The organism is Sphingomonas sp. TREG-RG-20F-R18-01, assembly GCF_022662475.1.
In the GTDB taxonomy this organism is placed as follows: Bacteria; Pseudomonadota; Alphaproteobacteria; order Sphingomonadales; family Sphingomonadaceae; genus Sphingomonas.
In genome coordinates this window covers 291,043-316,052 of record NZ_JAKNQQ010000001.1, presented here as the reverse complement: position 1 = coordinate 316,052, position 25,010 = coordinate 291,043, and the positions used below count along the sequence as shown (strand labels likewise).

Genomic DNA, 25,010 nt, shown 5'->3' with positions numbered 1-25,010 from the left:
CGGTCACGGCTTCTCCGCCAGCCACACGCCAGCGTCTTCGCACGCTGGGTCGGCCACGACATGCGCAATCATCGTCAGCCCGCTGCGCGCGATCGCCGCGGAGTAATTGGCGGCCTCGAGGTCGGCGCGGTAGGGCGAGCCGTCGCGATAGTCGCGGCGGCTCGGATCGAGATCGGCCTGGGCATTGAACAGCATGCGTCCTCCCGGCTTGAGCCAGGTGGCCGCGCGCATCGCCATCGCGGCGCGGTCGTCGTGACTGAGCCACGTCAGGGAATTCCAGGCGAGCACCGCATCGAACGTCTCGTCGAGTTTGATCGTCCGCATATCGCCCTTGATCCAGCGCCCGCGCGGGAAGCGCGTAGTTGCCAGGGCGATGACCGACCCCGCCGCGTCTACCCCCGTTACCGTGAACCCCCGGTCGAGCAGGTAGCGCGCGACCGGTTGGCCATCGCCGCAGCCGAGGTCCAGGACAGCGGCGCCATCCGAAAGTGGCGCGAGAAGGCGGTCCACCCATCCCTTCGCGGCGAAGCCTCCGTGGCGTCCGCGTTCAGCCACGGCCCGTTGGAACCGCATTGCGAATTGGCCGTTGTTTAGATGGGAGTAGCGGATGTCGGCTGTCGACATCACTCGATACGGAAAGGATTGAAGCCATGGGCGAACTCATCGACAAGATCAAAGGCAACGTCAACGAGGCCATTGGCAAGGTAAAGCAGGAAAGCGACAATCCTGAAACCAAGGCTGACGGCGCGGCGCAGGAAGCCAAGGGCAAGGCTCAGCAGCTCGGCGGCAAGGTCAAGGGCGCGCTCGGCGACGACATCTGACCTTTTGCGTTACCGGAATTGAACAAGCCGCGCCGGGCAACCGGTGCGGCTTTTTCTATATCTCGAGCATGGCGCCGGCGGTGATCGCTCGCATATCGGTCTTGAGGTGCAGCAGGCGAACGCCACGTTCCGCTTTCGCGCGCGCCAGCGCCGGACCGAACTGGTCGGTCGTTTCGATCGTCTCCGCCCAGCATCCATAGGCGCGCCCAAGCGCCGCAAAGTCTGGGTTTTGCAACCGCGTACCACTGACGCGTCCGGGATAGTCGCGCTCCTGATGCATGCGGATCGTTCCGTAGCCGCCATTGTCGATCACCACAACGAGCAGGTCGACGCCATGCGAGACGGCGGTCGCAAGTTCCTGTCCGTTCATCAAAAAGCATCCGTCACCGGCTAGCGCGACGACGGTGCGCGTTGGATGTCGCAGGGCGGCGGCGGTCGCAGCAGGCACGCCATACCCCATGGCACCGGCGGTCGGCGCCAATTGGGTGCCCGGCCCGGCATAGCGCCAATAGCGATGCCACCAGCCCGAATAATTGCCCGCGCCATTACAGATGATGGCGTCCACCGGCAGGGCACAACGCATCTCGGCAACGCAAGGCCCGAGGTCGAGCGCGATGCGATCGCGCGGGGCGGGCGTAGACCAGGCTAGATACTCCGCGTGCGCCACTGCGGCGTCGCGCGGGGTACAGGTAATCGAATGCAGGGCATCACCAAAGGATGCCATATCCGCGCAAATCGCAAGGTCGGTGCGATAGGTCTGGCCGAGTTCAGTGGGGTCGGGGTGAACATGGACCAGTCGCTGTCCCGGATGATCCGGCGTGATCAGCGCATAGCCGTCGGTCGTCGCTTCGCCCATGCGCGGGCCGACGATCAGCAACAGATCAGCCTCGCGGACCCGCTGTGCCAGCTTGGGGTTCGGCCCATAGCCGAGATTGCCCGCCCAGACGGGGCAATCGTTGGACAGTGCATCCTGGCGGCGGAACGCGGCGGCGACGGGCAGCGCGGCACGTTCGGCCCAGGCGCCAAAAGACTCGGCGGCGCGCGCGCTCCATCCCGCCCCGCCAACGATCGCGAGTGGCCGTTCCGCGGCGTCGAGCAGGCCGGCGAGGGCATGCAATTGGAACGGATCGCAGGCTTGCACGACGGGTTCGGCCCGCGGGCGATCGACGGCTTGGACCAGGTCGAGCAGCATGTCCTCTGGCAGGGCGAGTACCACAGGACCGGGGCGTCCCGACATGGCGACGTTCCAGGCGCGCGCGACATATTCGGGGATGCGGCGCGCGTCGTCGATCTTGGCGGCCCATTTTGCGATCGGTGCGAACATCGCAGGAAAATCGATTTCCTGGAATGCTTCGCGATCCCGCGTACCGCGGTCGACGTCGCCGATGAACAGCACCATCGGCTGCGAATCCTGCATGGCCACGTGAACGCCGATCGATGCATTGGTCGCGCCGGGCCCACGGGTCACGAAGGCGACCCCCGGGCGACCCGTGAGCGTGCCATCGGCGCAGGCCATGAAGGCGACGCCGCCTTCCTGGCGGCATACGACGAGGTCGATTTGCGGGGTATCGTGCAGCGCATCGAGCACCGCAAGGAAGCTCTCGCCGGGCACGGTGAAGATGCGATCGCAGCCCTGCGCAAGCAGGTTATCGACAAGGATTCGGCCGCCGGTGCGGTGAGGAAGGGTCGTCATGCCCGGGTTGTAGCGAGCGTTGCCGCAGCCGCAAAGCGTGCGGGGACGATTATCACCGGCCTCGCGAATGTCGGAAAACTTTACACTGATCGTGGCGCGGGCCCGGCCGTTAACCACCGAGCGACGGCATTTGCGCCATTCCATTCATCTGGCACGGCCTGTGCTACGCTTAACGCAGCCGAGCGATTACGCTTCAGCAGGGCGGGTCAGCGCTGAGAGCGCGACCCGCCCGACCCGGCCTCAGTTCGCCTTTGCGACACCCTGTTCTTCGAGCAGGGTAGCAAGTTCACCGCTCTCGTACATTTCCATCATGATGTCGGACCCGCCGACGAATTCGCCCTTTACGTAAAGCTGCGGGATCGTCGGCCAATCCGAGAAGGTCTTGATCCCCTGACGGATCCCCTGGTCCTGCAACACGTCGACGCTGTCGAACTCGACGCCAATATGGTTAAGGATGGCAATCGCCCGGCTCGAAAAACCGCACTGCGGAAACAGCGGACTGCCCTTCATGAACAGCACCACATCGGACTTGCCAACCAGTTCGGCGATACGGGTCTGAGATTCGTCGGTCATTGTCATCACTCCTGAACAGGGACGGCGGTGGTCAGTTGCAGCGCGTGGAGCACGCCGCCCATCCGCTCGCCCAGCGCGGCATAGACGGCGCGCTGTTGCTTCAACCGCGGTTGCCCGCGAAAACTCTCGGCGGTGACGCGCGCGGCCCAATGGTCGCCGTCACCCGCCAGATCGGTCATCTCGACGTGCGCGTCGGGGATCCCCGCCACGATCAACGCCTCGATTTCAGATCCGGACATGGGCATTATTGCGCCTCCATCAACTGGCGACGTGCCTCGACCGTCTTTTCCTCGATCGTGCGGCGGATCGTCGCTTCGTCGATGGCGACGTTGGCAGCGGTCAGGTCGCTGACGAGCTTGCGAATGACGTCCTCGTCACCGGCTTCCTCAAAATCGGCCTGGACGACGGCGGTGGCGTAAGCGTCCGCCTCCTCCTTGGTCAGTCGCATCTCGGTTGCGGCCCAATGGCCTAGCAGGCGGTTACGCCGCGCGACGATGCGGAACGCCATTTCCTCGTCGCGCGCATATTTGGTCTCGAAGGCGCGCTCGCGATCGTCGAAGCTGGTCATGTGCCGTTGGTCCCCGGAAAACGGTAGGAAAGGATGTGACCGAGATAGTGGCAGCGTCGCCCCGGTGCAACGCATCGTCGTCGCAACCGTTCGACCACGATTCCGCGTCGGAGAATCGCGGGAGTTCGGGTAGGGCGGGAACGGTATGGCTTCATCACCTCCAAGACGCGTAGTGTTCGAGCGCCTGTCCGACCCCGTCACACCGGAAGATTCCGGGCGGTCCCTGCCGGAGGCGCATCGCAGCGTTAAGGTCTGGGAGACGGGCGACCCCAAGCGGTCGCGCTGGCGGCAATGGCTGGGGTTCGCCGGCCCGGGCTTTCTCGTTTCGGTCGGGTATATGGATCCCGGCAACTGGGGCACCGATCTCGCTGGCGGGAGTCAGTTCGGCTATGCGCTGCTGTGGGTCATATTGTCGTCCAACCTAATGGCCATTTTTCTGCAGGTGTTGTGCGCCAGGCTCGGAATCGTGACCGGGCGCGACCTGGCACAATCGTGCCGCGATTATTATGCAAAACCGGTGGCGATTGCCTTGTGGCTATTGTGCGAGGTGGCGATCATTGCCTGTGACCTGGCCGAGGTGGTCGGCTCTGCCGTCGCGCTCAACCTTTTGCTGGGGCTTCCGCTGCTTTGGGGGGTGGTTCTCACGGGTCTTGATGTGCTGCTGTTGTTGCTGCTGATCAACCGAGGCTTCCGCAAGATCGAGGCGGTGGTGATCGTTCTGGTTGCGACGATCGGCTTGTGTTTTGCCTATACGATGGTGCTGGCGAAACCGGACTGGAGCGCGGTTGCGCTGGGCGCTGTGACCCCAGTCATTCCGAACACCGCGGCGTTGCTCATCGCGCTGGGCATCCTTGGCGCCACGGTGATGCCGCACAACCTTTATCTGCACTCATCGATCGTACAGACTCGCGCGTTCGGGGCCGGCAAGCGCGACGTCAAGGCGGCGCTGGCCTTCAACACCATCGATACGGTGCTGGCGCTTGGCATGGCTTTTTTCGTGAACGCGGCGATTCTGATCCTCGCCGCAGCGGTCTTCTGGCGCAACGGCATGGTGGTGAGCGAGTTGCAGGAAGCGCACCAACTGCTTCGTCCTGCGTTGGGCGGGGTGGCCGCAACGGCCTTTGCGCTGGCGCTCCTCGCGTCAGGGCAGTCCAGCACGATCACCGGAACACTGGCCGGGCAGATCGTGATGGAGGGATTCCTGCGCATCCGCGTCGCGCCGTGGCTGCGACGATTGGTAACGCGGGGCCTAGCCATCATCCCGGCGGTAATCGTCATTTCCGCGACAGGCGGGAAAGACACCGTCGGACTGCTCGTGGTGAGCCAAGTCGTGCTGTCCATGCAACTGCCGTTCGCAATCTTTCCGCTGATCATGGTGACAAGCAGTCGCGCGCGGATGGGCGAGTTTGCCAATCCCGCTTGGGTAAGAGTAGTCGGCTACACGATCTGCACGCTCATCGCGGGGCTGAACGTCTATCTCCTGTGGGAGACGATCGGACCGATCTGGGTCGCGGTCATCGCGGCAGCGATCCTGGGGTTCGCGGCGTATGTGCGGTTTTTCTACACGCCGCCGGTCAAGGCCGCAGGGTAGTAGCGGGCGGCTCGGAAGGACAAGCAACAAGGCTGGGTTCCCGCGTCGGGCGGAACCCAGGGCGTTCGTGATGCACCGGCGGCCCGGGCGTTCTGCGCTCCGGGCACGTCCCCCCGCTATGCTACCCCTCCGCGACCGTCACCACCAGTTTTCCGATCGCGCCCCGTGCGGCCATCTTGGCAATCGCCTTACCGCCATCTTCGAAGGCGAAGGTTTCCGTTACGCGCGGCATGATCTTGCCGTCCTTCCACAGTCGGAACAGGCGATCGATATGCGCCCGGTTCGCCTGCGGGTCCCGCGCCGCGAACGCGCCCCAGAACACGCCGCACACGTCGCAGCTTTTCAGAAGCGTCAAATTGAGCGGCAGCTTGGGAATGCCCGCCGGAAAGCCCACTACCAGGTAACGTCCCTCCCAGCCGATCGATCGGAGCGCAGGCTCGGCATAATCGCCGCCGACTGGATCATAAATGACGTCGTAGCCGCCCATGCCGCCGGCAGCCTTGAATTGCTCTGCAAGCGCCTTGGACTGGTCCTTGTCGAACGGTGCACGGGCGTAGACGATCGTTTCGTCCGCGCCGGCGTCCCGCGCGGCTTGTGCCTTCTCGTCGGAAGAGACGGCCGCAACGACCCACGCGCCGAACGCCTTGCCAAGCTCGATCGCGGCAAGCCCGACCCCGCCCGCCGCGCCGAGCACGAGCATCGATTGTCCCTCTGCCAGATGGCCTCGGTCGAGCAGCGCGTGGATCGTCGTGCCATAGGTCAGCAATAGCGACGCCCCCTCGGCGAAGCTGCGTCCGTCGGGCAGCGCAAACAGGCTTGTCGCGGGAAGGGCGATCTTTTCGACCAGGCCGCCCGATCCGGTCGTGGCGATGACACGGTCTCCCGCCGTCCACTCGGTCACGCCCGCCCCAACGCTTTCAACGACGCCGGCGATTTCGCTGCCCGGGGCGAAGGGGCGGGGTGGCTTGAGCTGGTATTTGTCCTCGATGATCAGGACATCGGGATAGTTGATGGAGCAGGCCTTGACCGCGACGACGACCTGACCGGGTGCCGCGACCGGATCGGGCAGTGTATCGATGGTTAGGGTTTCAGGTCCGCCCGGCGCTTTCGACAAGAGTGCTCGCATCCGCCCGTTCTCCGCTCATCCACGGCCGGTGTTCGTTTACCCCGGCTTCGTATTTCGAAATCGCGGTATCTCTTGCCAGTGTCAGGCCGATCTCGTCCAGCCCTTCCATCAGGCATTGCCGACGGAATGCGTCGAGTTCGAACGGGAAGCGGTCTTGATACGGCGTGGTGACGGTCATCGTTTCGAGGTCGACCGTCACCGGCTGATCCTGCGCAACCGCGATCAGGCGATCGATCTGCTCCTGCGGCAGCTCCACCGTCACGATCCCGTTCTTGAACGCATTGCCCGAAAAGATGTCGGAGAAGCTGGGTGCAATGACGGCGGTGATGCCCATGTCGGCTAATGCCCAGGCGGCGTGCTCGCGGCTGGATCCACAGCCGAAATTGTCGCCAGCGATCAGGATGGGCGCACCCGCGTAGCGGGGATCGTCGAAGATGTTGTCCGGCTTGGCCCGAACCGTCTCGAACGCGCCCTTGCCGAGGCCGTCGCGCGTCACGGTCTTGAGCCAATGCGCCGGAATGATGACGTCGGTGTCGACGTTCTTCTGGCCCCACGGATAGGCCGCGCCCGAGACATGCGTAACCGGCTGCATCACTTGGTCCAATTCCCGACGACTAATGGAGACCCGGCCAACGCGGCCGGCCGTTACCGCGCTTTGGCCGCGATGGCGTCATTCGCGTTCGTACGCGCGCTCGCGGCATAGGCCGCGATACCGCTCAACAATGTACCCATGACCAGCAATACCAGAACGCGCTTCATATGGTGTCCCCCCCGGACTTCGAGACGAGGTCGCGTACGTCGCTTAATCGTCCGGTGACGGCCGCTGCTGCGGCCATCGCTGGCGAGACCAGGTGCGTACGCGCCCCCGGACCCTGACGTCCTACGAAATTCCGATTCGAAGTGGAAGCGCACCGGAGACCGGCCGGTACTTTATCGGGGTTCATTGCCAGACACATAGAGCATCCCGGCTCGCGCCATTCAAATCCGGCGGACAGGAAGATGCGGTCGAGCCCCTCGGCTTCCGCCTGTCGTTTGACCAGTCCCGATCCGGGCACGACCAACGCGTGGACCCCATCGGCGACGCGCCGTCCGTTCGCGACATGCGCGGCGGACCGCAGATCCTCGATCCGGCTGTTGGTGCAACTGCCGATGAAGACATAGTCGATGCCGACATCCTGCATCGCGGTGCCGGCCGTCAGTCCCATATACTCGAGCGACTTGCGGGCTGCATCGCGCTTCGCGAGATCGACAAAGCTGTCCGGGTCGGGGACGCGGCCCGTGATCGCAACGACGTCCTCCGGGCTGGTGCCCCAGGTGAGCAACGGTGCAATATCGGTCGCGTCCAGCGTGACGACCCGATCATAGCGCGCACCCGCGTCGCTGGGCAGAGTTTGCCAATAGGCAACCGCCTTGTCCCAGTCACCGCCCTTGGGCGCCATCGGCTTGCCCTGGAGATAGGCGAATGTGGTCTCGTCCGGCGCGACGAGGCCGGCGCGCGCACCGCCTTCGATCGACATGTTGGCGACGGTCAGGCGCCCTTCGATCGACATGCCGCGAATGATCGAACCGGTATATTCGAGGACATGGCCGGTCCCGCCCGCCGCGCCGATCTCGCCGATGATCGCGAGAATGACGTCCTTGGGGGTAATGCCAAATCCTAGCGTTCCATCGACGCGGATCTCCATGGTCTTGGACTGGCTGAGCAGCAGCGTCTGCGTCGCGAGCACATGCTCGACCTCGCTGGTTCCGATACCGAACGCGAGCGCGCCGAGCGCGCCATGGGCCGACGTGTGGCTGTCGCCGCACACCAGCGTCGTCCCGGGCAAGGTAAAGCCCTGCTCGGGACCGACGACATGGACGATCCCCTGCGCGGCGGCGACCGCATCGATATAGTCGATTCCAAAGTCCCGCGTGTTGCGTTCGAGCGCTTCGAGCTGCGCCGCGCTTTCCGGATCGGAGATGGGCAGGCGGGCGCCGTCGCGGTCGCGACGCGCGGTGGTGGGCAGGTTGTGGTCCGGTACGGCCAGCGTGAGATCGGGACGCCGGACCGAGCGGCCATTGGCGCGCAATCCGGCAAAGGCTTGCGGGCTGGTAACCTCATGCACGAGGTGACGATCGATGTAGATCAGGCATGTTCCATCGTCGCGGCGTTCCACGACGTGATCGGACCAGATCTTTTCGTACAGGGTGAGGGGACGGCTAACCATGGCGGCGCTTTAACCGAAAGCTGCGCGAATGCAATCTTTGGCGCGGTTTTATTGCGCTGACGGGTTCCGGTCGAGCACCCGATTGATGAAACCGACGCTATCGGCAAGGACCGTCGAGCGTCGCCGAAACGGCACGGACACGGCCATGACGATCGCCTCATGCGTCTGGCCCGGATAGTTTTTCAACGATACCGGCGCCCCCAGGGCACGCAGCGCCGCATCCAGATGGATCGCGTTGCGCGGACGGACCGTCGTGTCGGCAGTCCCCGTGATCAGCAACATCGGGGGCGCATCGCTGCGCGCAAAATGGATCGGCTGGGTCATCACCGGATCTACGACGCCCTTGAAGGCTTCGCGCGCCCGGTCCGACGTCCAGGGATAGAAGTTATACGGTCCGCACAACGGAACCGCCGCGCGGACGATCCGCGGATCGACACCCTCGGCGCGGAGCCAGCGCTGGTCCAGCGCGAGCATCGCGACCGTATAGGCACCGGCCGAATGCCCCGACAGCGCGACCTGCCGGGGATCGCCGCCGAAGGTCGCTACGTGGTCGCGGGTCCAACGGACCGCCTGGGCCCCGTCCTGCAGCATCGCGGGAAAGCGGATCGCGGGAACCTTGCGGTAATCCGGCACGACCACGATAAACCCGGCCTTCGCGAACGCGCGCGCGGCAAAGGCATAGGCGGCGCGATCGCCCTTTACCCAACCGCCGCCGTACCAGAAGATGATCACGGGCCGTGGGCGTTTGGCGGATGCAACGGGACGCCAGACGTCGAGCGTCTGGCCGTGCGTCCCGAACGCGACCGCATTGGCCGCGCGCTCTACGCCGATGCCACCCCCTGCGACGGCGTCGAGCAGACTGAGGATAGCAGGCGGCGAGACAAAGGCCGCGATCGACGCGACCACCAGAAGAAGCGCCAGGGCCGTGCCAAGCAGCCAGCGCTTCACATCACATACCGGGCGGTCGTCTTCGCGGCGATCTCGTCTGCGGTAATGCCGGGAGCCATCTCCAGCAGCTTGAACGGCGCCTTGTGATCGGGACGCTGGAAAACCGCGAGATCGGTGACGATCATGTCGACGACGTTCTTGCCGGTCAGCGGCAGGGTGCACGCCGGGATGAACTTGGGGTCGCCGTTCTTGGAGGTATGCTCCATGACGACGATGATCTTCTTGACCCCCGCGACCAGATCCATCGCGCCGCCCATGCCCTTGATCATCTTTCCCGGGATCATCCAGTTGGCGATGTCGCCATTTTCGGCGACTTCCATCGCTCCCAGCACGGTCAGGTCGATATGGCCGCCGCGGATCATCGCGAAACTGTCGGAGGAGCTGAAATAGGCGCTCTGCGGCAGTTCGCTGATCGTCTGCTTGCCCGCGTTGATCAGGTCGGCATCCTCCTGGCCGGCGAGCGGGAAGGGGCCAATGCCCAGCATGCCGTTTTCGGATTGCAGCGTAACTTCCACGCCCGGCGGAATATGGTTGGCGACCAGCGTCGGGATGCCGATCCCGAGATTGACGTAGAAACCGTCCTGCAGTTCGCGCGCGGCGCGGGCTGCCATTTCATCGCGGGTCCATGCCATTATCGATCTCCTGCGGGCGGTGCCCAGCGTTTGTCTCTCGGAAACACGTCGTCCATGCCGCCCTTTACGGCGGTTCCATAAACCGGGTTTGGCCATACGAACCATCCGGCGCCGAACCGCTTGCCGATCGGGCCAGTCAATGCCGTGGCGCGGCGCGCCGACGGCGCAAGGCCGTCGTTGAACAGGTCGCTGAAATCGCCGAGCTGGTCACCACCCATGGCCAGCACGCAATATTTCGCGGCGATCGCGGCTCGGCGGCCGTCTTTCTTGCTGCCCGAGCCGTCGTCGCCGGACAGATACAGCGTTGTCCCATGCACGGCGGGTCCCAATCCGGCGCCTTCAATCGTCGCGCGGGTCGCCGCCGCATAGCGGGCGGATCGGTTGGTGTTGAAGATCACCGTGACGCCAAGGCGTCGCAGCGTGTCGAGCGCTTCCACGGCACCCGGTTGCGCGACGACTTTAGTGCCGCCGGTGCGTTCCCACGCGTCCCATGTCTTCTGGTCGTAGGCCGCGGGGTGAATCGCATCGTTTGCCTCGAAGCCGAGATTGAGCAGGACCGTTTCGTCCACGTCGAATACGACGGCCTTCGGCTTTGTGCCGCAGGCGACCCACCGAGGATCGGCGAGCGTTACCTCCGGCGCCAGGACAACCGAATCCCTTGGCGGCGTCGCCATCTGCGCCGCGACGAAGCTGGCCAATTGTCGCCAGGTCTGGACCGACTGGGCCGCCGCTTCTGCCGATCCGTAGAGATACTGCATCCCGGGCGGGACAGCCGCAACGGCATCGATCGAAGGCCGCGGCATGGACGTCGCACATCCTTGCGTCAGCAGCATCCCTGCGCACGCCGAAGCCCAGAGAACTTCACGCCATCGCCGGCGTCCGGCGCCGCTTACGCCCAACCGCGTCCCCCCGCTCACGCAGCCTCGCGCACCGTGCGGAACTCGATCTTCTTGTCGTAGGGCGCCCCAAGAATAAGCCGTTGTACATAGACGCCCGGCAAATGGATGCAGTCGGGATCGAGCGCTCCAACCGGCACGATCTCTTCGACCTCCGCGACGCAGACCTTTCCGGCGGTCGCCATCGGCTGGTTGAAATTACGCGCGGTCTTGCGGAAAATCAGGTTGCCGCTTTCATCCGCCTTCCAGCCCTTTATGATCGAGAGATCCGCGTGGATGCCGCGTTCGAGAATATACTCCTCGCCATCGAACGTCTTCACTTCCTTGCCCTCGGCAACGAGCGTTCCCACGCCGGTCTTGGTATAGAATCCGGGGATCCCCGCACCGCCGGCTCGGCAGCGTTCGGCGAGCGTACCCTGGGGGCAGAATTCGACCTCCAGCTCGCCCGACAGATATTGCCGCTCGAATTCCTTGTTTTCGCCGACGTAGCTCGAGATCATCTTGCGCACCTGGCGCGTGCGCAGCAGCTTGCCGAGCCCTTCGCCGTCGATCCCGGCATTGTTGCTCGCGATCGTCAGGTCCTTGGTGCCGGCATCGCGGATCGCGTCGATCAGGCGTTCGGGGATCCCGCACAGGCCGAACCCACCCGCGCAGATCATCATCCCATCGTGGAGCACGCCGTCGAGGGCGGCGGCGGCATTGGGGTAGATCTTGCGCATCGGCTGGTCCTTTCGGATGTTGCGGTCCGATTAGGGCGGCGCGAGGCGACCGGTCAAGCCGCCGTCGCCGATCAGACCTGTGTGCCGAACAGATGGCCGATGCCCGCCGTGACGGCCATCGCCAGCGCGCCCCAGAAGAGCACCCGCAGCGCGCCGCGCCACAAGGGGGCGCCGCCGATGCGCGCGCCGACCGCGCCCAGCACCGCCAGCAACACCAGCGTCGCCGCGACGACCGCCTCGATCAGCGCGGTGCCGCGGAACAGGAAGGCCATCAGCACCGGGAAGAACGCTCCGGTCGCAAAGCTCGCCGCCGAAGCGAGCGCGGCCTGGACCGGACGCGCTTCCATCACTTCGTGGATGCCGAGTTCGTCGCGCATGTGCGCGCCGAGCGCATCGTGCGCCATCAACTGCTCGGCGACCTGCAACGACAACGCCGAATCAAGCCCGCGCTGGCGGTAGATCGCCGCGAGCTCCTTCGTCTCGGCCTTCGGGTCTTCGTGCAGTTCAGCCGCTTCGCGGACCCGCTCGGCGGCCTCGGTGTCGGCTTGCGAACTGACCGAGACATATTCCCCCGCTGCCATCGACATCGCGCCGGCGACCAGGCCGGCGACCCCGGTCAGGACCACCTCCGACGGAGCACGTGCCGCCGCCGCGACGCCGACGATCAGGCTCGCGGTGGACAGGATGCCGTCATTGGCTCCGAGAACCGCCGCGCGGAGCCAGCCAATGCGCTGAACGAGATGCTTTTCGCCGTGTCTGATCATTGGGCCGCCCTAGCCGCGCATGGCTCAATAGGCCAGTGCCAGACCGGGACGTGGCCAGTCCATTCGGATGAGCTGCCCCGTGCCGGACAGCGTGATGTAGGCGGTTCGCAGATCCGGGCCGCCCCAGCAGATGTTGGTGGTGAACGGATCGGGCGTCGGCACGAAATCGATGAGGTCGCCCGTTGGCGAGATCACGGAAATGCCGCTCTCGCCGATCGTCGCGACGCAGATGTTGCCGCAGGCCTCGACTCCCAGCGAGTCGAAGAATTTGTAGCCGGCCGGGCGGTAGAGCGGCAGTCCCGGACCGCCGAGGCCGGCCGTCGGGTCGATCTGGCCGGGCGCGACCACGTCGAACGCCATCAGGCGGCAGGTGTAGGTTTCCGCGGCGTAGAGCCGCTTGCCATCGGGCGACAGGCCGATGCCGTTGGGGTTTTCGCTCGGGAAGATGACCTCCTCGAGGTGGCTGCCATCCGCTCTGGCGTAGAAAATGCCGGTCACGTCGCGCTCCCGCGGACGGGTCTTGCCGTGGTCGGTGAACCAGAAGCCGCCGTGCGCATCGAACACGATGTCGTTCGGGCCGCGCAGCGTGCAACCGAAATCGCCGTCGCGGTACAGGATCTCGACCGCGCCGGTCGCCAGGTCGATCCGCTCGATCCGGCCGCCCGAGTAATCGGCCGCCTGGCCGTGCGGGATCAGCAGGCCGCTGGGATGCTCGATATAGTCGAAGCCGCCGTTGTTGCAGCAATAGAGCTTGCCGTCGGGGCCGATCGCGAGACCGTTGGGACCGCCGCCGGGCTCGGCGACGGTCTGGACGGTGCCGTCTGGATGCACCCGGCTGATCCGGCCGGCGGCGATCTCGACCAGCACGACGCTGCCGTCGGGCATCGCGACCGGCCCCTCGGGGAAGCGCAGCCCCTGCGCAATCGTGGCAAACATCGCCTACTCCTCGGTTTTGACGCGGAGCTTATCGCGTCTGGCGGCAGCGACAAGTATGGGATTGACTACAGACGTAAACATTACGATTACGGATGTAGTCAGTACGGAGGCGACTCGAATGACCGAGAAGATCAGTGATGCCGAACATGCCGTGATGGAGGTGCTGTGGGACGAAAGCCCACTGACCGCGCAAGACGTGGTCGAGCGGATTCCGGCGACGCGCGACTGGAGTGCCAATACGGTCAAGACGTTGCTCGGTCGCCTGCTGGCCAAGAACATCATCGCGCATGAGGAAGACGGTCGCCGGTATTTGTACCGCCCGCTGGTCGCGCGTACAGATTATGTCGCAGGCGAATCGAAACGACTGATCGACCGGCTGTTCGGCGGCAAGCTGACGCCGCTGGTCGCGCATCTCGCCGAGCGTGACGAACTGACCGCACAGGATATCGCAGAAATCGAGGCACTGCTGAAAGGACTGAAGGGATGATCGGGCCGGTCGGAGCAAGCTGGGCAGTCGAGGCGCTGATCGCGTCGAGCGTCCTGATGGTGCTGGTGCTGCTGTTGCGCGGCCCGGTACGGCGCGCGTTCGGCGCGCATGTCGCCTATGCGCTGTGGGCGCTGCCGGTATTGCGGCTCGCACTGCCGCCGCTGCCCGGCGGATGGCATGTGGCAACCAAGACAGCGCTCCATCAGGCGGCGGTCGCGGACGTCCTGCGCGCCGCCGAGCCGGTGACGATGCTGCTGGCGGCGCCTGTCGTCCGGGCGGAAGCCACCCACGTCCATGCCTGGATCCTGCCGCTGCTCGGCGTGCTGTGGGTGATCGGGGCAGCCGGTTTCTTTGCCTGGCATGCAGTGTCGCACCGTCGCTTCTGCGCGCGCCTGCTGGCGAGCGTCGGCCAGCGGGCCGAGCTGGACGGGGTCAGCGTCATCGAAAGCGGCGCGGCGAGCGGCCCGCTCGCGTTCGGCGTCGTGCGGCGCTACGTCGCCTTTCCCCGCGATTTCGCCGAACGTTACGATCCCGAGGAACGCGATCTCGCGCTGGCGCACGAGATGGGCCATCACGAACGCGGCGACCTGATCGCGAACTGGATCGCGCTCGGCGTGCTCGCGCTCCACTGGTTCAACCCGATCGCGTGGCGCGCGTTCCGCGCATTCCGGGCCGACCAGGAAATCGCCAACGATGCGCGCGTCCTGGCGGGGATGAACCCGATGCGGCGGCACACCTATGCCTGTGCGATCGTCAAGGCGGCGCATCCCGCGCTGTACGGTTCGGTCGCCGCGACCTGCCATCTCAACACGGTCGACGATCTGAAGGGACGTCTGCGGATGCTCACGACGCGGCGGACGTCACGGCTGCGGCTGGCGAGCGGCGGTGTGGCGATCGCGGCGCTGACGCTCGGCAGCCTCGCGCTGACCGCTTCGGGCAGTGCGGCGGCGGAACGGATGCGCTCGGGCGTCAAGCATGCGACCGGCGTGGATATTGCCGCGCTGGTCGTCCCGGCGGCTCCGGCGGTTCCGGCCGCGCCCGCAACCGAAGGGATGGCGCAAAACCGTGCCGTCGACGCCCTGGCCGTCACACCTGCGATGCCGCGCCAGACGACCGCCGGTGCGGCGCCCGAGACTCCGCAAGCGCCGATCGCTCCGATCGCTCCGACAGCGCCCACGGAGCCGCTCGACGCCGCGCCGCCCACCCCGGCAGCGCCGCCGTCGCCACCGCTCCCCCCCGAGGTGTTGGCGGACAGTGCCGGAACCTATCTCGTCACGACCGACCGGGACGGCAAGCGGATCGTTCGCCACGGACGCTATGTGAAGCTCGGATCGAACGGGCAGGCGACGATGATCGGCGAGGACGGCATGGCATCGTCGCTGCCGATCCCGCCGCGCACGCCGGCCGTGCCGGAGATGCGCTCGCTTGCCTGCGGAGCGGGCACCCGGATGACGATCGAGGACGAGCACGACGGACGGCGGCGGATCACGCTGTGCACCGACCGGATCGCCGCGGCGTCCGCGCGCGGTGCGGCGGCGGCGGGGCGCGGCGCGCAGCTTGCCGCAAACGGCGCGCGCATGCAGCACGACGCCTATGCCCATGCACTGGTCGGGCTGCGCGCGACGCGGGCACGAATGATGGCCAACCGCGACATGCCCGCCGATGCGCGCCGCCACACGCTCGACGGAATCGATACCGCGATCGCCGAACTCGAGGCCAATCTCAGCCGCTTGCCCTGACGGTGACGGCGGGGCGGTGACGGCGGGGCAGTGACGGCAGGGCGGGGACACCGCGCGGACTTGCGCCGCGCGGCGTCTGCCGCCATCTCGGCGCGATGAGCGAGCAACAGACCGGCGTGGCCGAACAGCGCGAGCCCCTCGTCGCCCGGTTGCTCGCCCCAAATCCGTCCCCCTTTACCTACACCGGCACGCAGGTGCATCTGGTCGGCACGCACGATCTGGCGGTGATCGATCCGGGTCCCGACGATGCCGCGCACATCGACGCGCTGGTCGCGGCGATCGCCGGACGCCCGGTCACCGCGATCGTCGTGACCCACACGCACCGCGACCACAGCCCCGCCAGCCGCCCGCTCGCGGCGATCACCGGCGCGCCGATCGTGGGCTGCGCGCCGCTGGTGCTCGACGACCTCGGGCCGCGCGCGGATGCGGCATTCGACCCCGATTACGCACCCGATCGCGTGCTGGGCGAAGGCGACAGTGTCGTCGGCGAGGGCTGGACGCTGACCGCGATCGCAACGCCGGGGCACACCTCCAACCATCTCGCCTTCGCGCTGCCGGAGAGCAAGGCGCTGTTCTCGGGCGACCATGTCATGGGCTGGTCGACCAGCATCGTCTCCCCGCCGGATGGCGACATGGCCGCCTATATGGCGAGCCTCGAAAAACTGATGGGGCGTGACGACCGGGTCTATTATCCGGGCCACGGCGACCCCGTCGAAAATCCGCAGCGGCTGGTGCGCGGGATGCTCGGACATCGCAAGCAGCGCGAGGGACAGATCCTGCGGATGCTGCGCGTCGCGCCCGAGACGATCCCGGCGATGGTCGGGCGGATGTATGTCGGCATCGATCCGCGTCTGTTCCCGGCGGCCGAGCGTTCGGTGCTCGCGCATCTGATCGACCTGCGCCAGCGCGGGCAGGTGCGCGCCGATGGCGATAAGTGGAGCGTGGCGGCATGAAATTCCTGGGGAAATTCGCCGGCGCGCTCGCGCTGATCGCGCTGTTCATCCTGGCGCTGTTCTGGGGCATCGGCGCGCTGGTCGAGCACAAGCTGGCGGGGCCGGACCCGGTGACGATCGCGAGCGGATCGTTACAGGGGCTGCGCGAGCAGAACCGGCTGTCCGCCTTTGCAGCGCGCTTCGTCGCGGTATCGACCTCGACGCAATCGCAATATGGCCTGACCAGCAAGAAGACGCTGATCATGCCCGGCACCGTCGACTATCGCGTCGACATGGCGAAGCTGACCGCGCGCGACGTCACCTGGGATGCGAAGAGCCGCACGCTGGGCGTCGTGCTGCCGCCGATCGAGGTCTCGCCGCCACAGATCGACCTGACCCAGATCCGCGAATATGGCGAGGGCGGGCTGCTCTCGGCGATCAGCGATGCGGATGCCAAGCTGCAGGCGGCCAACCGGGCGGCAGGCCAGCGCGAGCTGATCCGCCAGGCGCATGAGCCGGTGCCGATGAAGCTGGCGCGCGACGCGACCCGCCGCGCGGTCGAACGCAGCTTCGCGCTGCCGCTGCGCGCCGCCGGGCTCGACGCGACGGTAAAGGTGCGTTTTGCGGACGAGGCGCACGACGCCAGCGAATTGTGGGACACCACGCGCTCGATCGCCGAGGTGCTGGATAACCGCGGGTAGCCCGCGACGGTTGCGAACCATGGTTCGTGCTCTTGCAGCGGGGATCCATACTGGCTGTCGCCGGGGTGTCTTGCGCACAGGCAAGATGATGGATCCGCGGCTTCGAATGGCCTCTGCGAGACAGGAGGTGTTCTCCCGCGAAGGCGGGAGTGCAGGAGTTGCGAGCGGTATGTGCCGTCGTTCTGCTTGGCCCTGGATTCCCGCTTCTGCGGGAAAACGGCAGATGACGGGTAGGGGCGGAGGGGGCGGGGGCGGGGGCGGCTTTGGCGGCAGCGCGAACGCGTCACGCTCTGGTTTCGCTACCCGAAATATGATAACGCCTGCGTATCGATATTCGGCGGGGGATCGCGGGTGGCTACGCAGGCGCAACGGGCAGGGGCAGGGGCCGGGGTCGATCGCGAGCGGGCGTTCTTCTTCGCCATGGCGATCGCGATCGTGGTTACGACGGTGTCGGGGTTCGCGCTGCAATTCGCGATGGGACGATCGACGCTCGCGTCGCCATGGTGGGTGCATCTCCACGGCGTGACCGCGATGGGCTGGCTGACGCTGTATCTCACCCAGAACTTCCTGGTGTTCCGGGGAACGATGGCACTCCATCGGCAGCTTGGATTCATCGCCAGCGCCTATCTCGGCTGGATGGTGGCGGTCGGGTTTTCGGTCACCACGCTGTCCGCGATCACGCACCGTATCCCGTTCTTTTTCGAGCCCAACGTCTTCATCGTGATGGACTGGACGGTCGACCTGCTGTTCGCCGGGCTGACCTGGACCGCGGTCGCGATGCGCGCGCAGCCCGACTGGCATCGCCGGTTGATGTTGTGCGGGGCAGTCGTCGTGATGACGCCGGGGGTGGGGCGGCTGTTGCCGCTGCCGTTGATGGGCACCTGGATCCTGTGGTCGATCTGGCTGGTGATGGCGGTCTATGTCGCGGTGGCGATGGCCTTTGACGTATTGACCCGGGGGCGGGTCCACCCGGCCTATCTCTGGGGCTTCGGCGCGATCACCGCGGCGATTGCGCTGATGCGGCCGCTGGCTTTCTCGCCGCCGCTGCTTTCGCTGACCAAGACACTGATGGGTTGATCACCGCCGCCCGCGGGGCCATGTGGACCGCAGTTGAGGCGGGAGGATGGTCATGGACGCACGCGGTGGTATTGGCGGGACGCTGACGGGGCTCGACCTGCGCGCGGAGATCGATCGGTTGCGCAAGGAACGCAACGCCGTGATCCTGGCGCATTATTACCAGAAGCCCGAAATTCAGGATCTTGCCGATTTCGTCGGGGACAGTCTCGACCTTTCGAAGAAGGCCGCGGCGACCGATGCCGACGTCATCGCCTTCTGCGGCGTTCGCTTCATGGCCGAGACCGCCAAGATCCTCAGCCCCGACAAGATCGTCGTGCTGCCCGACCTGGATGCCGGGTGTAGCCTGGAAGACAGCTGCCCGCCCGACCAGTTCGCCGCCTTCCGCGCCGCGCATCCGGATCATATCGCGCTCACCTACATCAACTGTTCGACCGAGGTGAAGGCGCTCAGCGACGTCATCGTCACCTCCTCGTCGGCGGAGAAGATCCTCAGCCAGATCCCGCTCGACCAGAAGATCATCTTCGGGCCGGACAAGAATCTCGGCGGGTATCTCGCGCGCAAGACCGGGCGGGAGATGCTGCTGTGGCCGGGCGTGTGCATCGTGCATGAGGCGTTCAGCGAGACCGAATTGCTCAAGCTGCAACTGCAGCACCCCGGCGCACCGATCGCGGCGCATCCCGAATGCCCGCCCTATATCCTCGACCATGCCGACTATGTCGGATCGACCAGCGGGATCCTCGCCTTCGCCGACTCGATGCCCGGTGATACGCTGATCGTCGCGACTGAGCCGCACATCATCCACCAGATGGAGAAAGCGGCGCCGGGCAAGCGCTTCATCGGGGCGCCGGGGGCGGACGGAAACTGCAATTGCAACATCTGTCCGTACATGGCGCTCAACACGATGGAGAAGCTCTACGTCGCGCTGCGCGACCTCAGCCCACAGATCGAAATCGAAGAAGATCTGAGGCTTCGTGCGAAGAAGAGCCTCGACGCCATGTTGGCCATGGCGAGCGGGACGGTCGGCATGGGCGACCTCGGCCCGCTGCGGGTATCGGGTGACTAACGCAGTATAATGCAGCGGATCGCCGAGTTCGGCACTCTGCGAAAATGCCGCGATACTTCTTTCACTTGCAGAGCCAGGACTCGTTCACGCGGGACGATACCGGCTTGGAGATGGCCACGGTCGACCGGGCGCGGGACCATGCGTCCGACGCGGCCGGCGGGATCCTGACGTCGGATTTCCGCGCCGGCAGGACCGACATCCGTTTCGAGATCCAGGTCGAGGACGGTCGCGAACACCGGGTCATGACGCTGAAGGTGACGGGAACCGTCGCGGCTCCATGATCCGGCGCGCGCGTTAGACCTGCTTCAGGTGCAGGTAGCGCGGGTTGAAGTCGCTCGCGTCGCGTAGCCCGGTCCAGTCGACGATGCGGATCTGGCGGCGGTCGCGTTCGATCAGGCCGCGCTGGGCGAGCGCCTTCAGCACGCGGTTGACGTGCACCGGGGTCAGGCCAACGGTATCGCCCAGCTGTTCCTGCGTCATCGGCAGGTTGTACGCCCGGGTCGTCGCGACCCCCGCGGCCTCGAGCCGAAGCGAAAACTCGCACAACAGGTGGCCGACCCGCGTATGCGCGTCGCGGCGGCCGATGTTGACGATCCATTCGCGGAAGATCGACGCGTCGATCAGCGATTCCAGCCACATCGCCGCGGCGATCGCGGGGCGTTCGGTCACGATCGTGCGGAGCGCCGCGATATCGACGTCGGCGATCTGCGCGCGTGTCAGCGCCTGCACATTATGGTCGGATTCGTCGAGCGAGAGGTTCTGCAGATCGATGAACTCCCCCGGGATCTGCAGCGACACGATCTGCCGTGCGCCATTGCTGGTCAGTTTCTGGCGATAGGTGAAGCCGGACAGGACGAAGGCGCAACGGGTCGGCTTTTCGCCTTCGCGGACGAGATAGGTGGACGGTTCGATCTGGCGTTGGGTCAGGGTAAGCCGCCGAATGGCGGCATGATCGTCCTGGTCGAGCGTGCCGCGGCGCGCGAGACTGGCAATAATGGTGTCGTGAATTGGAGTCGCTTGCATCGGCTTCCCGCTAAAGGGCGGGAGCATGTCGTGTCTCTCTGTCCCCGGCGCCCTTGTAGCTGCCCGGAGATGGCGCTGCTCTAACACATGTGGAAAAATATGTTATGATCATTTGTCAAATTGAAATGTAACAAATGATAAGCTCCGCCCTCCTGACTTTCTATTGCAACCTCGATCTATCCTCCGATCCGGTCCGATGTGTGCTCCTCCAGTGCGTCCGGAGCGGCGGGTGTCTTGCTACTATTTCCACCTGCGTCAGGCAGGCCATCTTTCACTCGATCCCGATGGCCTCGCATCTGACGATAACAACTTGCTGAATTTGCGGCCTATTACTATAGCGCGACAGCACCTTTGCAATCCCCGGCGAGCGAGTTGGATCGGTCCCGGGGTTGGGCTTTGGCGACGCGGTGCCATTCGTGATCGGTCCTGATCACATTTCCGGCTGCGCCCAACGGTCGGCTCGGCTAGAGCGGGGCATGACCGATCCGCATGCACCGTTCACCCTCGACGCCTTCGATCTCGATGCGTTCGTTGCCGCAACCCTGGCGGAGGATCTCGGTGCGATCGGAGATATCACGTCGCAGGCGGTGATCCCGGCCGACGCGCGTTTCAGCGGGGTGATGGACAGCCGCGAAGCGATCGTCGTCGCCGGGTTGCCGATCGCGGAGGCCTTCTTTCGCGCGCTCGACCCGGACGTGCGGATCGAGCGCCTCGCGGCGGACGGAGACCGCATCGGGGCCGGCAGCGATGTCCTGCGCCTGGCGGGCAGGGCACGCGCGATGCTGACCGCGGAACGCTCCGCGCTGAACCTGGTGCAACATCTGTCGGGCGTGGCGACGCTGACGCGCACTTATGTCGATGCGATCGCGGGGACGGGGGCGACCCTGCTCGATACGCGCAAGACCATCCCGGGCCTGCGCCGGCTGGAGAAATATGCCACGCGGATGGGCGGTGCGACCAACCATCGCATGGGGTTGTGGGATGCCGCGATGATCAAGGACAATCACGTGGCGGTGGCGGGCGGCATCCACGCGGCCGTGTCGCGCGCGGTAGCGGCGGGAATCGCGCAGATCATCGTGGAGGTCGATTCGATCGACCAGATCGATCCGGCGTTGCAGGCCGGCGCGACGCATCTGCTGCTCGACAACATGGACGTCGCGACGCTGCGCACGGCCGTGGCGCGGGTCGACGGCCGCGTCCCGACCGAGGCTTCGGGCGGGGTCCGCCTCGACACGATCCGCGCGATCGCAGAGACCGGGGTCCGTTATGTCAGCGTCGGGCGGCTGACCCAGTCGGCACCGGCGGCGGATCTTGGCCTGGATTTCACGCCGACGTCGTAAGGCACTCGGCCAGCGCCGTTGCGCTGCGCGGGTTCGCCGCTAAGCTTCACGGACTATGCTTTGGGGGAAGCGACTCATGGAACGTCCTATTTCGATCATCTGGTTCGAACGCTGCTATCTCGGCGCGGTCGCGGTCGGGCTGGTCAACACCGCCTTGTCCTTCAATGCATCGATCCAACGGCTGTCGGAGAACCCGGCCGCCGCGCGGTTCGGCCCGTCCTTCGGCAGCAACATGCTGTTGTTCGGCACCGCGATCGGGATCGCGATTTCGGCGACCTTGTGGTTCTTTACCGCGCGCAAACGCTCCGTCGTCGCCAAATGGATCATCGCCGCATTCTTCGCTCTGAGCCTGGTCGGCGTATTGAGCGGCGCCGCGATGGGCACGATCCAGCCCGGTCTCGGCGGCGTTCTGGCGGTCGTGGCGCTGGTGCTCAACGGCATCGCGGCGTGGAAATTGTTCCAGCCGGATGCGCGCGCCTGGTTCGGGGAGCCGGTCGCATGAAGGCCGTGCTATACGCGCTCGCGCTGTTCGGGGCACCGGGCGCTGCCTTCGCGCAGAGCGATCAGTGCAGCATTCCCGCGCAATTGCCGCGGCCCCATCCCGACCTGCCATCGGCGAGCCAACCACGTCGGATCCTGCCGATCGGCGGCTATACGCTCGCGCTGACCTGGGCGCCCGAATATTGCCACGGCAATGCCCGCGATCCGCAAGCGCGCTTCGAATGCCGCAGCGGGAACCGCTTCGGCTTTACGCTGCACGGGCTATGGCCGGACGGGATCGGGAAGGACTGGCCGCAATATTGCGCCGCCACGCCGCTCCTGTCGGACGCGGTGATCAAGCGCTCGGTCTGTTCCACCCCGGCGCCCCAGTTGATGCAGCATGAGTGGGCCAAGCACGGCACCTGCATGGGGATCACGCCGGACGCCTATTTCGCGCGGTCCACCGGGCTGTACGGGAAACTGCGGTTCCCCGACGTGCGCACGCTCTCGCGTACGCCCCTGAACGCAGGACAGCTCGCCCACGCCATTGCCGGGCAAAATCCTGGCTTGCCGGCAGAAACGATCCGCATCACCGTCAACAAGCGCGGCTGGCTCGACGAACTTTGGCTGTGTCTCGACAAGCGCTTTGCCTATACGCGCTGCCATGCCAATTCCGGCGGTGTCCCGGACACGACGGCGATCAAGATCTGGCGCGGCAAGAGTTGAGCCGCGCCTGACCACACCGGCGCTCAGGCCTGGTCCACGACCGCCAGCGCCGGGTGATGCTTGTCGAGATGCCGCTTGATGATTTTCAGGTTGCGCGAGTTGGAGCGGAACAACAGATCGGGCACCGCCCCGACGAACGGAATGATGCCAAGCGCAAAGTCGATCCCGACGTTGCCGAACATCCGCGCCATCTGCATCTTTGACATGCCGAGATTGCGCGCTTCCCACACCATCCAGCTGCCCATCGCCGCGCCGATGACGTCGCCGCCGATCGGGAGAATGTCGAGCAGCACGTCGAGCCCGACCTTGCGGTTGAGCAGCGGAATGGTGAACAGCCCCTCGAGCAGATGCTCCATCGCCTCGATCCGCTGCCGCACGGCAGCGGGATCCTTGCTTGCCAAGCGTGATGCCATTTCGCCGAAGGGCGGGGGGCTCATCCGTGTCGTGTTCTGCACCATGTCTCTCAATTGGTGTCGCTACGCAGATGATTCAACGGGTGCCATGCGCGTGGGTTTGCGGTCCATGCCTTCAGCTGGATCGACACCAGCGACCACCGCAGCGGTCGCGCCAGCGGAATGAAGGCGACGTCGCTGGCCAAGGCCGCGTCCGCGGCCGCGATCTGCTGCGACCGCAGGCGCGGAGAGTCGGCGTCACGGGCCGCCTCGATCGCGAGCAGCGCCGCTCCGCTGCAGGGCTGGCACGCGCGCGCGACGTACCAGCGCGCGCTGTCATAGGGCGCGACCTCGTCGATAAGCCGCAGGTCCGCGGGCGCATCCGCGGCAACGCGTTCCGGGACAATCCCCAGCGACAGCAATGCGCCGGCGACATAACCATAGAGGATCGTCGCGCCCGGCCCGGCGGGCAGCGCCACTTTCAGATGGATGTCCCCGGGATTGGCCGCACGCCAGGCATAGATCCTCGCGCGGGGCGTCGGCTCGCCGGGTGCGAGCGGCTGGGTCCAGGCGGCGAGGGCAGGGGCCGCGGCGGAATCCAGTTGGTCTGGCAGCAACTGGGTGGTCGATGCCCATTCGGGCGATATCGCCGAGGTAAAGCCGGCGCGATCGATGCTGCGCGCGATCGCGGCGCGATTGGCGGGGTCGGACAGCACGCCCTCGCGGCGCGTGATCGCCATTCCGAACAGACCCGCCGCCGGATCGAAGCGCCGGTTGATCGGCGCGATCCGCGTTTCGAGCACGATCGGCCAGTCGGCAAAGCTCCCGCCCAATACTGCTGTCGACAATTGTGCCTCGAACCGTGCAATCGCCTTTGCCGCACGCTCGCCGATCAGTTTGACCGTCGCATCGGCGGGCGGTTCCGCCGAATCGTCGTCCGCCGCGCGAGAGGGGTCGAAGGCGGGGCGGAGCCGCACCACGTCTCCGCGTTGCGCGACGATCCGGTACGGTCCGCTGCCGCCCGGGGGCGCGATCCGGAACACCGCCAGTTCGGGCTGGGCAAACAGCTTGAGCAGATCGGGGCGGGGCCGCTTGAGGCGAATTTCGATCACCTCTGGGGTCATCTCGACGATTTCGTCGATTGCGGTGAGAAACGGGGCGAGCACGTTGCGCGAGGTCGACGCCAGCTGGTGGCGGAGCAGCTTTACCACTTCCGCCGCTGTCACCGTACGCCCGTCCGGCCATTCGCCCTCGCGCAGGCGGAAGATGTAGCTGGTGCCGTTATCGATCACGCTCCAGCGTTCCGCGATCCCGGGCTCGATCTGACCGCTCGCGTCGAACCGGACGAGGCCCTGCGCGGTCGCGTCCAGCAGAACCCGTGCCGCCGGGTCGAGGGGGCCCTTCGCGGCGTCGGCCAGTGCCGGAGCTTCGCCGATCGCGCTGACGACAACCGGCCCGCTATCGGGTTTCGCCGAGCAGGCGGCCAGCCCCAGCGCCAGAACGAGCGACGAGACGCGGGGTGCGACGGACAGGAAACGCGGTAACGACATCGCGCCACTGTGCCACCGCTACCAGG

The 25,010-nt window shown here is 65.9% G+C and carries 29 protein-coding genes; 12 read left to right on the top strand and 17 right to left on the bottom strand.

The window, feature by feature from the left end:
• Positions 1 to 3: 3 nt before the first annotated feature.
• Positions 4 to 510: a class I SAM-dependent methyltransferase gene (locus L8K25_RS01505; protein WP_242137164.1), complete on the bottom strand. Its 507-nt coding sequence runs from the start codon at positions 508 to 510 to the stop codon at positions 4 to 6.
• A 140-nt stretch (positions 511 to 650) separates the two neighbouring features.
• Here L8K25_RS01505 and L8K25_RS01500 point away from each other — a divergent pair, with 140 nt between their 5' ends.
• Entirely contained in the window at positions 651 to 821 is a 171-nt protein-coding gene (locus L8K25_RS01500) for a CsbD family protein (RefSeq protein WP_242137163.1), read from the top strand.
• A gap of 55 nt (positions 822 to 876) precedes the next feature.
• Here L8K25_RS01500 and L8K25_RS01495 read toward each other — a convergent pair whose 3' ends face one another.
• The 4 genes from L8K25_RS01495 to L8K25_RS01480 all read right to left on the bottom strand — a co-directional run bounded on the left by L8K25_RS01495 (position 877) and on the right by L8K25_RS01480 (position 3,655).
• A complete protein-coding gene (locus L8K25_RS01495) occupies positions 877 to 2,514 on the bottom strand; it encodes a thiamine pyrophosphate-binding protein (RefSeq protein ID WP_242137162.1) in 1,638 nt (545 codons plus the stop codon).
• A 240-nt stretch (positions 2,515 to 2,754) separates the two neighbouring features.
• Complete coding sequence (grxD, locus tag L8K25_RS01490; RefSeq protein ID WP_242137161.1) at positions 2,755 to 3,087, bottom strand: Grx4 family monothiol glutaredoxin; 333 nt, start codon at positions 3,085 to 3,087, stop codon at positions 2,755 to 2,757.
• Positions 3,088 to 3,092: 5 nt separating this feature from the next.
• On the bottom strand, positions 3,093 to 3,332 hold the full coding sequence (locus tag L8K25_RS01485; protein WP_242137160.1) for a BolA/IbaG family iron-sulfur metabolism protein: 240 nt from the start codon (positions 3,330 to 3,332) through the stop codon (positions 3,093 to 3,095).
• Positions 3,332 to 3,655: a DUF1476 domain-containing protein gene (locus tag L8K25_RS01480; protein ID WP_242137159.1), complete on the bottom strand. Its 324-nt coding sequence runs from the start codon at positions 3,653 to 3,655 to the stop codon at positions 3,332 to 3,334. Before L8K25_RS01480 ends, L8K25_RS01485 begins: the two co-directional genes overlap by 1 nt.
• A 145-nt stretch (positions 3,656 to 3,800) precedes the next feature.
• Between L8K25_RS01480 and L8K25_RS01475 the strand changes: the two genes are divergently transcribed.
• Positions 3,801 to 5,246 (top strand): Nramp family divalent metal transporter, encoded by a 1,446-nt coding sequence (locus L8K25_RS01475; protein WP_242137158.1) that lies wholly within the window; start codon positions 3,801 to 3,803, stop codon positions 5,244 to 5,246.
• Between the two features lie 121 nt (positions 5,247 to 5,367).
• Here the strand turns inward: L8K25_RS01475 and L8K25_RS01470 are convergent, their stop codons facing one another.
• From L8K25_RS01470 to L8K25_RS01430, 9 genes are all read right to left on the bottom strand, one after another.
• Positions 5,368 to 6,372, bottom strand: a complete 1,005-nt coding sequence (locus tag L8K25_RS01470) for an NADPH:quinone oxidoreductase family protein (RefSeq protein WP_242137157.1) — start codon at positions 6,370 to 6,372, stop codon at positions 5,368 to 5,370.
• A complete protein-coding gene (gene leuD, locus L8K25_RS01465) occupies positions 6,335 to 6,964 on the bottom strand; it encodes a 3-isopropylmalate dehydratase small subunit (protein ID WP_242137156.1) in 630 nt (209 codons plus the stop codon). The genes L8K25_RS01470 and leuD overlap by 38 nt, the downstream gene beginning before the upstream one ends.
• A 163-nt stretch (positions 6,965 to 7,127) precedes the next feature.
• The gene (gene leuC, locus L8K25_RS01460) at positions 7,128 to 8,579 is read right to left on the bottom strand and encodes a 3-isopropylmalate dehydratase large subunit (protein ID WP_242137155.1); all 1,452 of its coding nucleotides are present in this window, start codon (positions 8,577 to 8,579) and stop codon (positions 7,128 to 7,130) included.
• Between the two features lie 48 nt (positions 8,580 to 8,627).
• Complete coding sequence (locus L8K25_RS01455) at positions 8,628 to 9,527, bottom strand: alpha/beta hydrolase (protein ID WP_242137154.1); 900 nt, start codon at positions 9,525 to 9,527, stop codon at positions 8,628 to 8,630.
• Complete coding sequence (locus L8K25_RS01450) at positions 9,524 to 10,159, bottom strand: CoA transferase subunit B (protein WP_242137153.1); 636 nt, start codon at positions 10,157 to 10,159, stop codon at positions 9,524 to 9,526. The genes L8K25_RS01455 and L8K25_RS01450 overlap by 4 nt, the downstream gene beginning before the upstream one ends.
• Complete coding sequence (locus L8K25_RS01445; protein ID WP_242137152.1) at positions 10,159 to 10,962, bottom strand: HAD family acid phosphatase; 804 nt, start codon at positions 10,960 to 10,962, stop codon at positions 10,159 to 10,161. The genes L8K25_RS01450 and L8K25_RS01445 overlap by 1 nt, the downstream gene beginning before the upstream one ends.
• A gap of 110 nt (positions 10,963 to 11,072) precedes the next feature.
• Positions 11,073 to 11,774, bottom strand: a complete 702-nt coding sequence (locus tag L8K25_RS01440) for a CoA transferase subunit A (RefSeq protein ID WP_242137151.1) — start codon at positions 11,772 to 11,774, stop codon at positions 11,073 to 11,075.
• A 71-nt stretch (positions 11,775 to 11,845) separates the two neighbouring features.
• A complete protein-coding gene (locus tag L8K25_RS01435; protein WP_242137150.1) occupies positions 11,846 to 12,538 on the bottom strand; it encodes a VIT family protein in 693 nt (230 codons plus the stop codon).
• A gap of 24 nt (positions 12,539 to 12,562) precedes the next feature.
• A complete protein-coding gene (locus L8K25_RS01430) occupies positions 12,563 to 13,474 on the bottom strand; it encodes an SMP-30/gluconolactonase/LRE family protein (protein WP_242137149.1) in 912 nt (303 codons plus the stop codon).
• 118 nt (positions 13,475 to 13,592) lie between these two features.
• Between L8K25_RS01430 and L8K25_RS01425 the strand changes: the two genes are divergently transcribed.
• From L8K25_RS01425 to L8K25_RS01395, 7 genes are all read left to right on the top strand, one after another.
• The gene (locus tag L8K25_RS01425) at positions 13,593 to 13,961 is read left to right on the top strand and encodes a BlaI/MecI/CopY family transcriptional regulator (protein ID WP_242137148.1); all 369 of its coding nucleotides are present in this window, start codon (positions 13,593 to 13,595) and stop codon (positions 13,959 to 13,961) included.
• Positions 13,958 to 15,700, top strand: coding sequence for a M56 family metallopeptidase (locus L8K25_RS01420; protein WP_242137147.1), 1,743 nt, complete (start codon positions 13,958 to 13,960; stop codon positions 15,698 to 15,700). Before L8K25_RS01425 ends, L8K25_RS01420 begins: the two co-directional genes overlap by 4 nt.
• A gap of 95 nt (positions 15,701 to 15,795) precedes the next feature.
• Positions 15,796 to 16,653, top strand: coding sequence for an MBL fold metallo-hydrolase (locus L8K25_RS01415; RefSeq protein ID WP_242137146.1), 858 nt, complete (start codon positions 15,796 to 15,798; stop codon positions 16,651 to 16,653).
• Positions 16,650 to 17,333: a DUF4230 domain-containing protein gene (locus tag L8K25_RS01410; protein WP_242137145.1), complete on the top strand. Its 684-nt coding sequence runs from the start codon at positions 16,650 to 16,652 to the stop codon at positions 17,331 to 17,333. Before L8K25_RS01415 ends, L8K25_RS01410 begins: the two co-directional genes overlap by 4 nt.
• Positions 17,334 to 17,684: 351 nt before the next feature.
• Positions 17,685 to 18,410, top strand: a complete 726-nt coding sequence (locus L8K25_RS01405; RefSeq protein WP_242137144.1) for a hypothetical protein — start codon at positions 17,685 to 17,687, stop codon at positions 18,408 to 18,410.
• 52 nt (positions 18,411 to 18,462) lie between these two features.
• A complete protein-coding gene (gene nadA / locus L8K25_RS01400; RefSeq protein WP_242137143.1) occupies positions 18,463 to 19,473 on the top strand; it encodes a quinolinate synthase NadA in 1,011 nt (336 codons plus the stop codon).
• Between the two features lie 104 nt (positions 19,474 to 19,577).
• Positions 19,578 to 19,754, top strand: a complete 177-nt coding sequence (locus L8K25_RS01395) for a hypothetical protein (protein ID WP_242137142.1) — start codon at positions 19,578 to 19,580, stop codon at positions 19,752 to 19,754.
• 13 nt (positions 19,755 to 19,767) lie between these two features.
• Here the strand turns inward: L8K25_RS01395 and L8K25_RS01390 are convergent, their stop codons facing one another.
• Positions 19,768 to 20,523, bottom strand: a complete 756-nt coding sequence (locus L8K25_RS01390) for a Crp/Fnr family transcriptional regulator (RefSeq protein ID WP_242137141.1) — start codon at positions 20,521 to 20,523, stop codon at positions 19,768 to 19,770.
• Between the two features lie 449 nt (positions 20,524 to 20,972).
• Between L8K25_RS01390 and nadC the strand changes: the two genes are divergently transcribed.
• The 3 genes from nadC (at position 20,973) to L8K25_RS01375 (ending at position 23,042) form a co-directional block, all read left to right on the top strand.
• The gene (gene nadC, locus L8K25_RS01385) at positions 20,973 to 21,836 is read left to right on the top strand and encodes a carboxylating nicotinate-nucleotide diphosphorylase (RefSeq protein WP_242137140.1); all 864 of its coding nucleotides are present in this window, start codon (positions 20,973 to 20,975) and stop codon (positions 21,834 to 21,836) included.
• Between the two features lie 76 nt (positions 21,837 to 21,912).
• Complete coding sequence (locus L8K25_RS01380; RefSeq protein WP_242137139.1) at positions 21,913 to 22,338, top strand: hypothetical protein; 426 nt, start codon at positions 21,913 to 21,915, stop codon at positions 22,336 to 22,338.
• Positions 22,335 to 23,042 (top strand): ribonuclease T, encoded by a 708-nt coding sequence (locus L8K25_RS01375; protein ID WP_242137138.1) that lies wholly within the window; start codon positions 22,335 to 22,337, stop codon positions 23,040 to 23,042. Before L8K25_RS01380 ends, L8K25_RS01375 begins: the two co-directional genes overlap by 4 nt.
• Positions 23,043 to 23,065: 23 nt before the next feature.
• Here L8K25_RS01375 and L8K25_RS01370 read toward each other — a convergent pair whose 3' ends face one another.
• Positions 23,066 to 23,479 (bottom strand): DUF4112 domain-containing protein, encoded by a 414-nt coding sequence (locus L8K25_RS01370; protein ID WP_242137137.1) that lies wholly within the window; start codon positions 23,477 to 23,479, stop codon positions 23,066 to 23,068.
• Positions 23,480 to 23,505: 26 nt separating this feature from the next.
• Complete coding sequence (locus L8K25_RS01365; protein WP_242137136.1) at positions 23,506 to 24,984, bottom strand: ABC transporter substrate-binding protein; 1,479 nt, start codon at positions 24,982 to 24,984, stop codon at positions 23,506 to 23,508.
• Between the last annotated feature and the right edge of the window lie 26 nt (positions 24,985 to 25,010).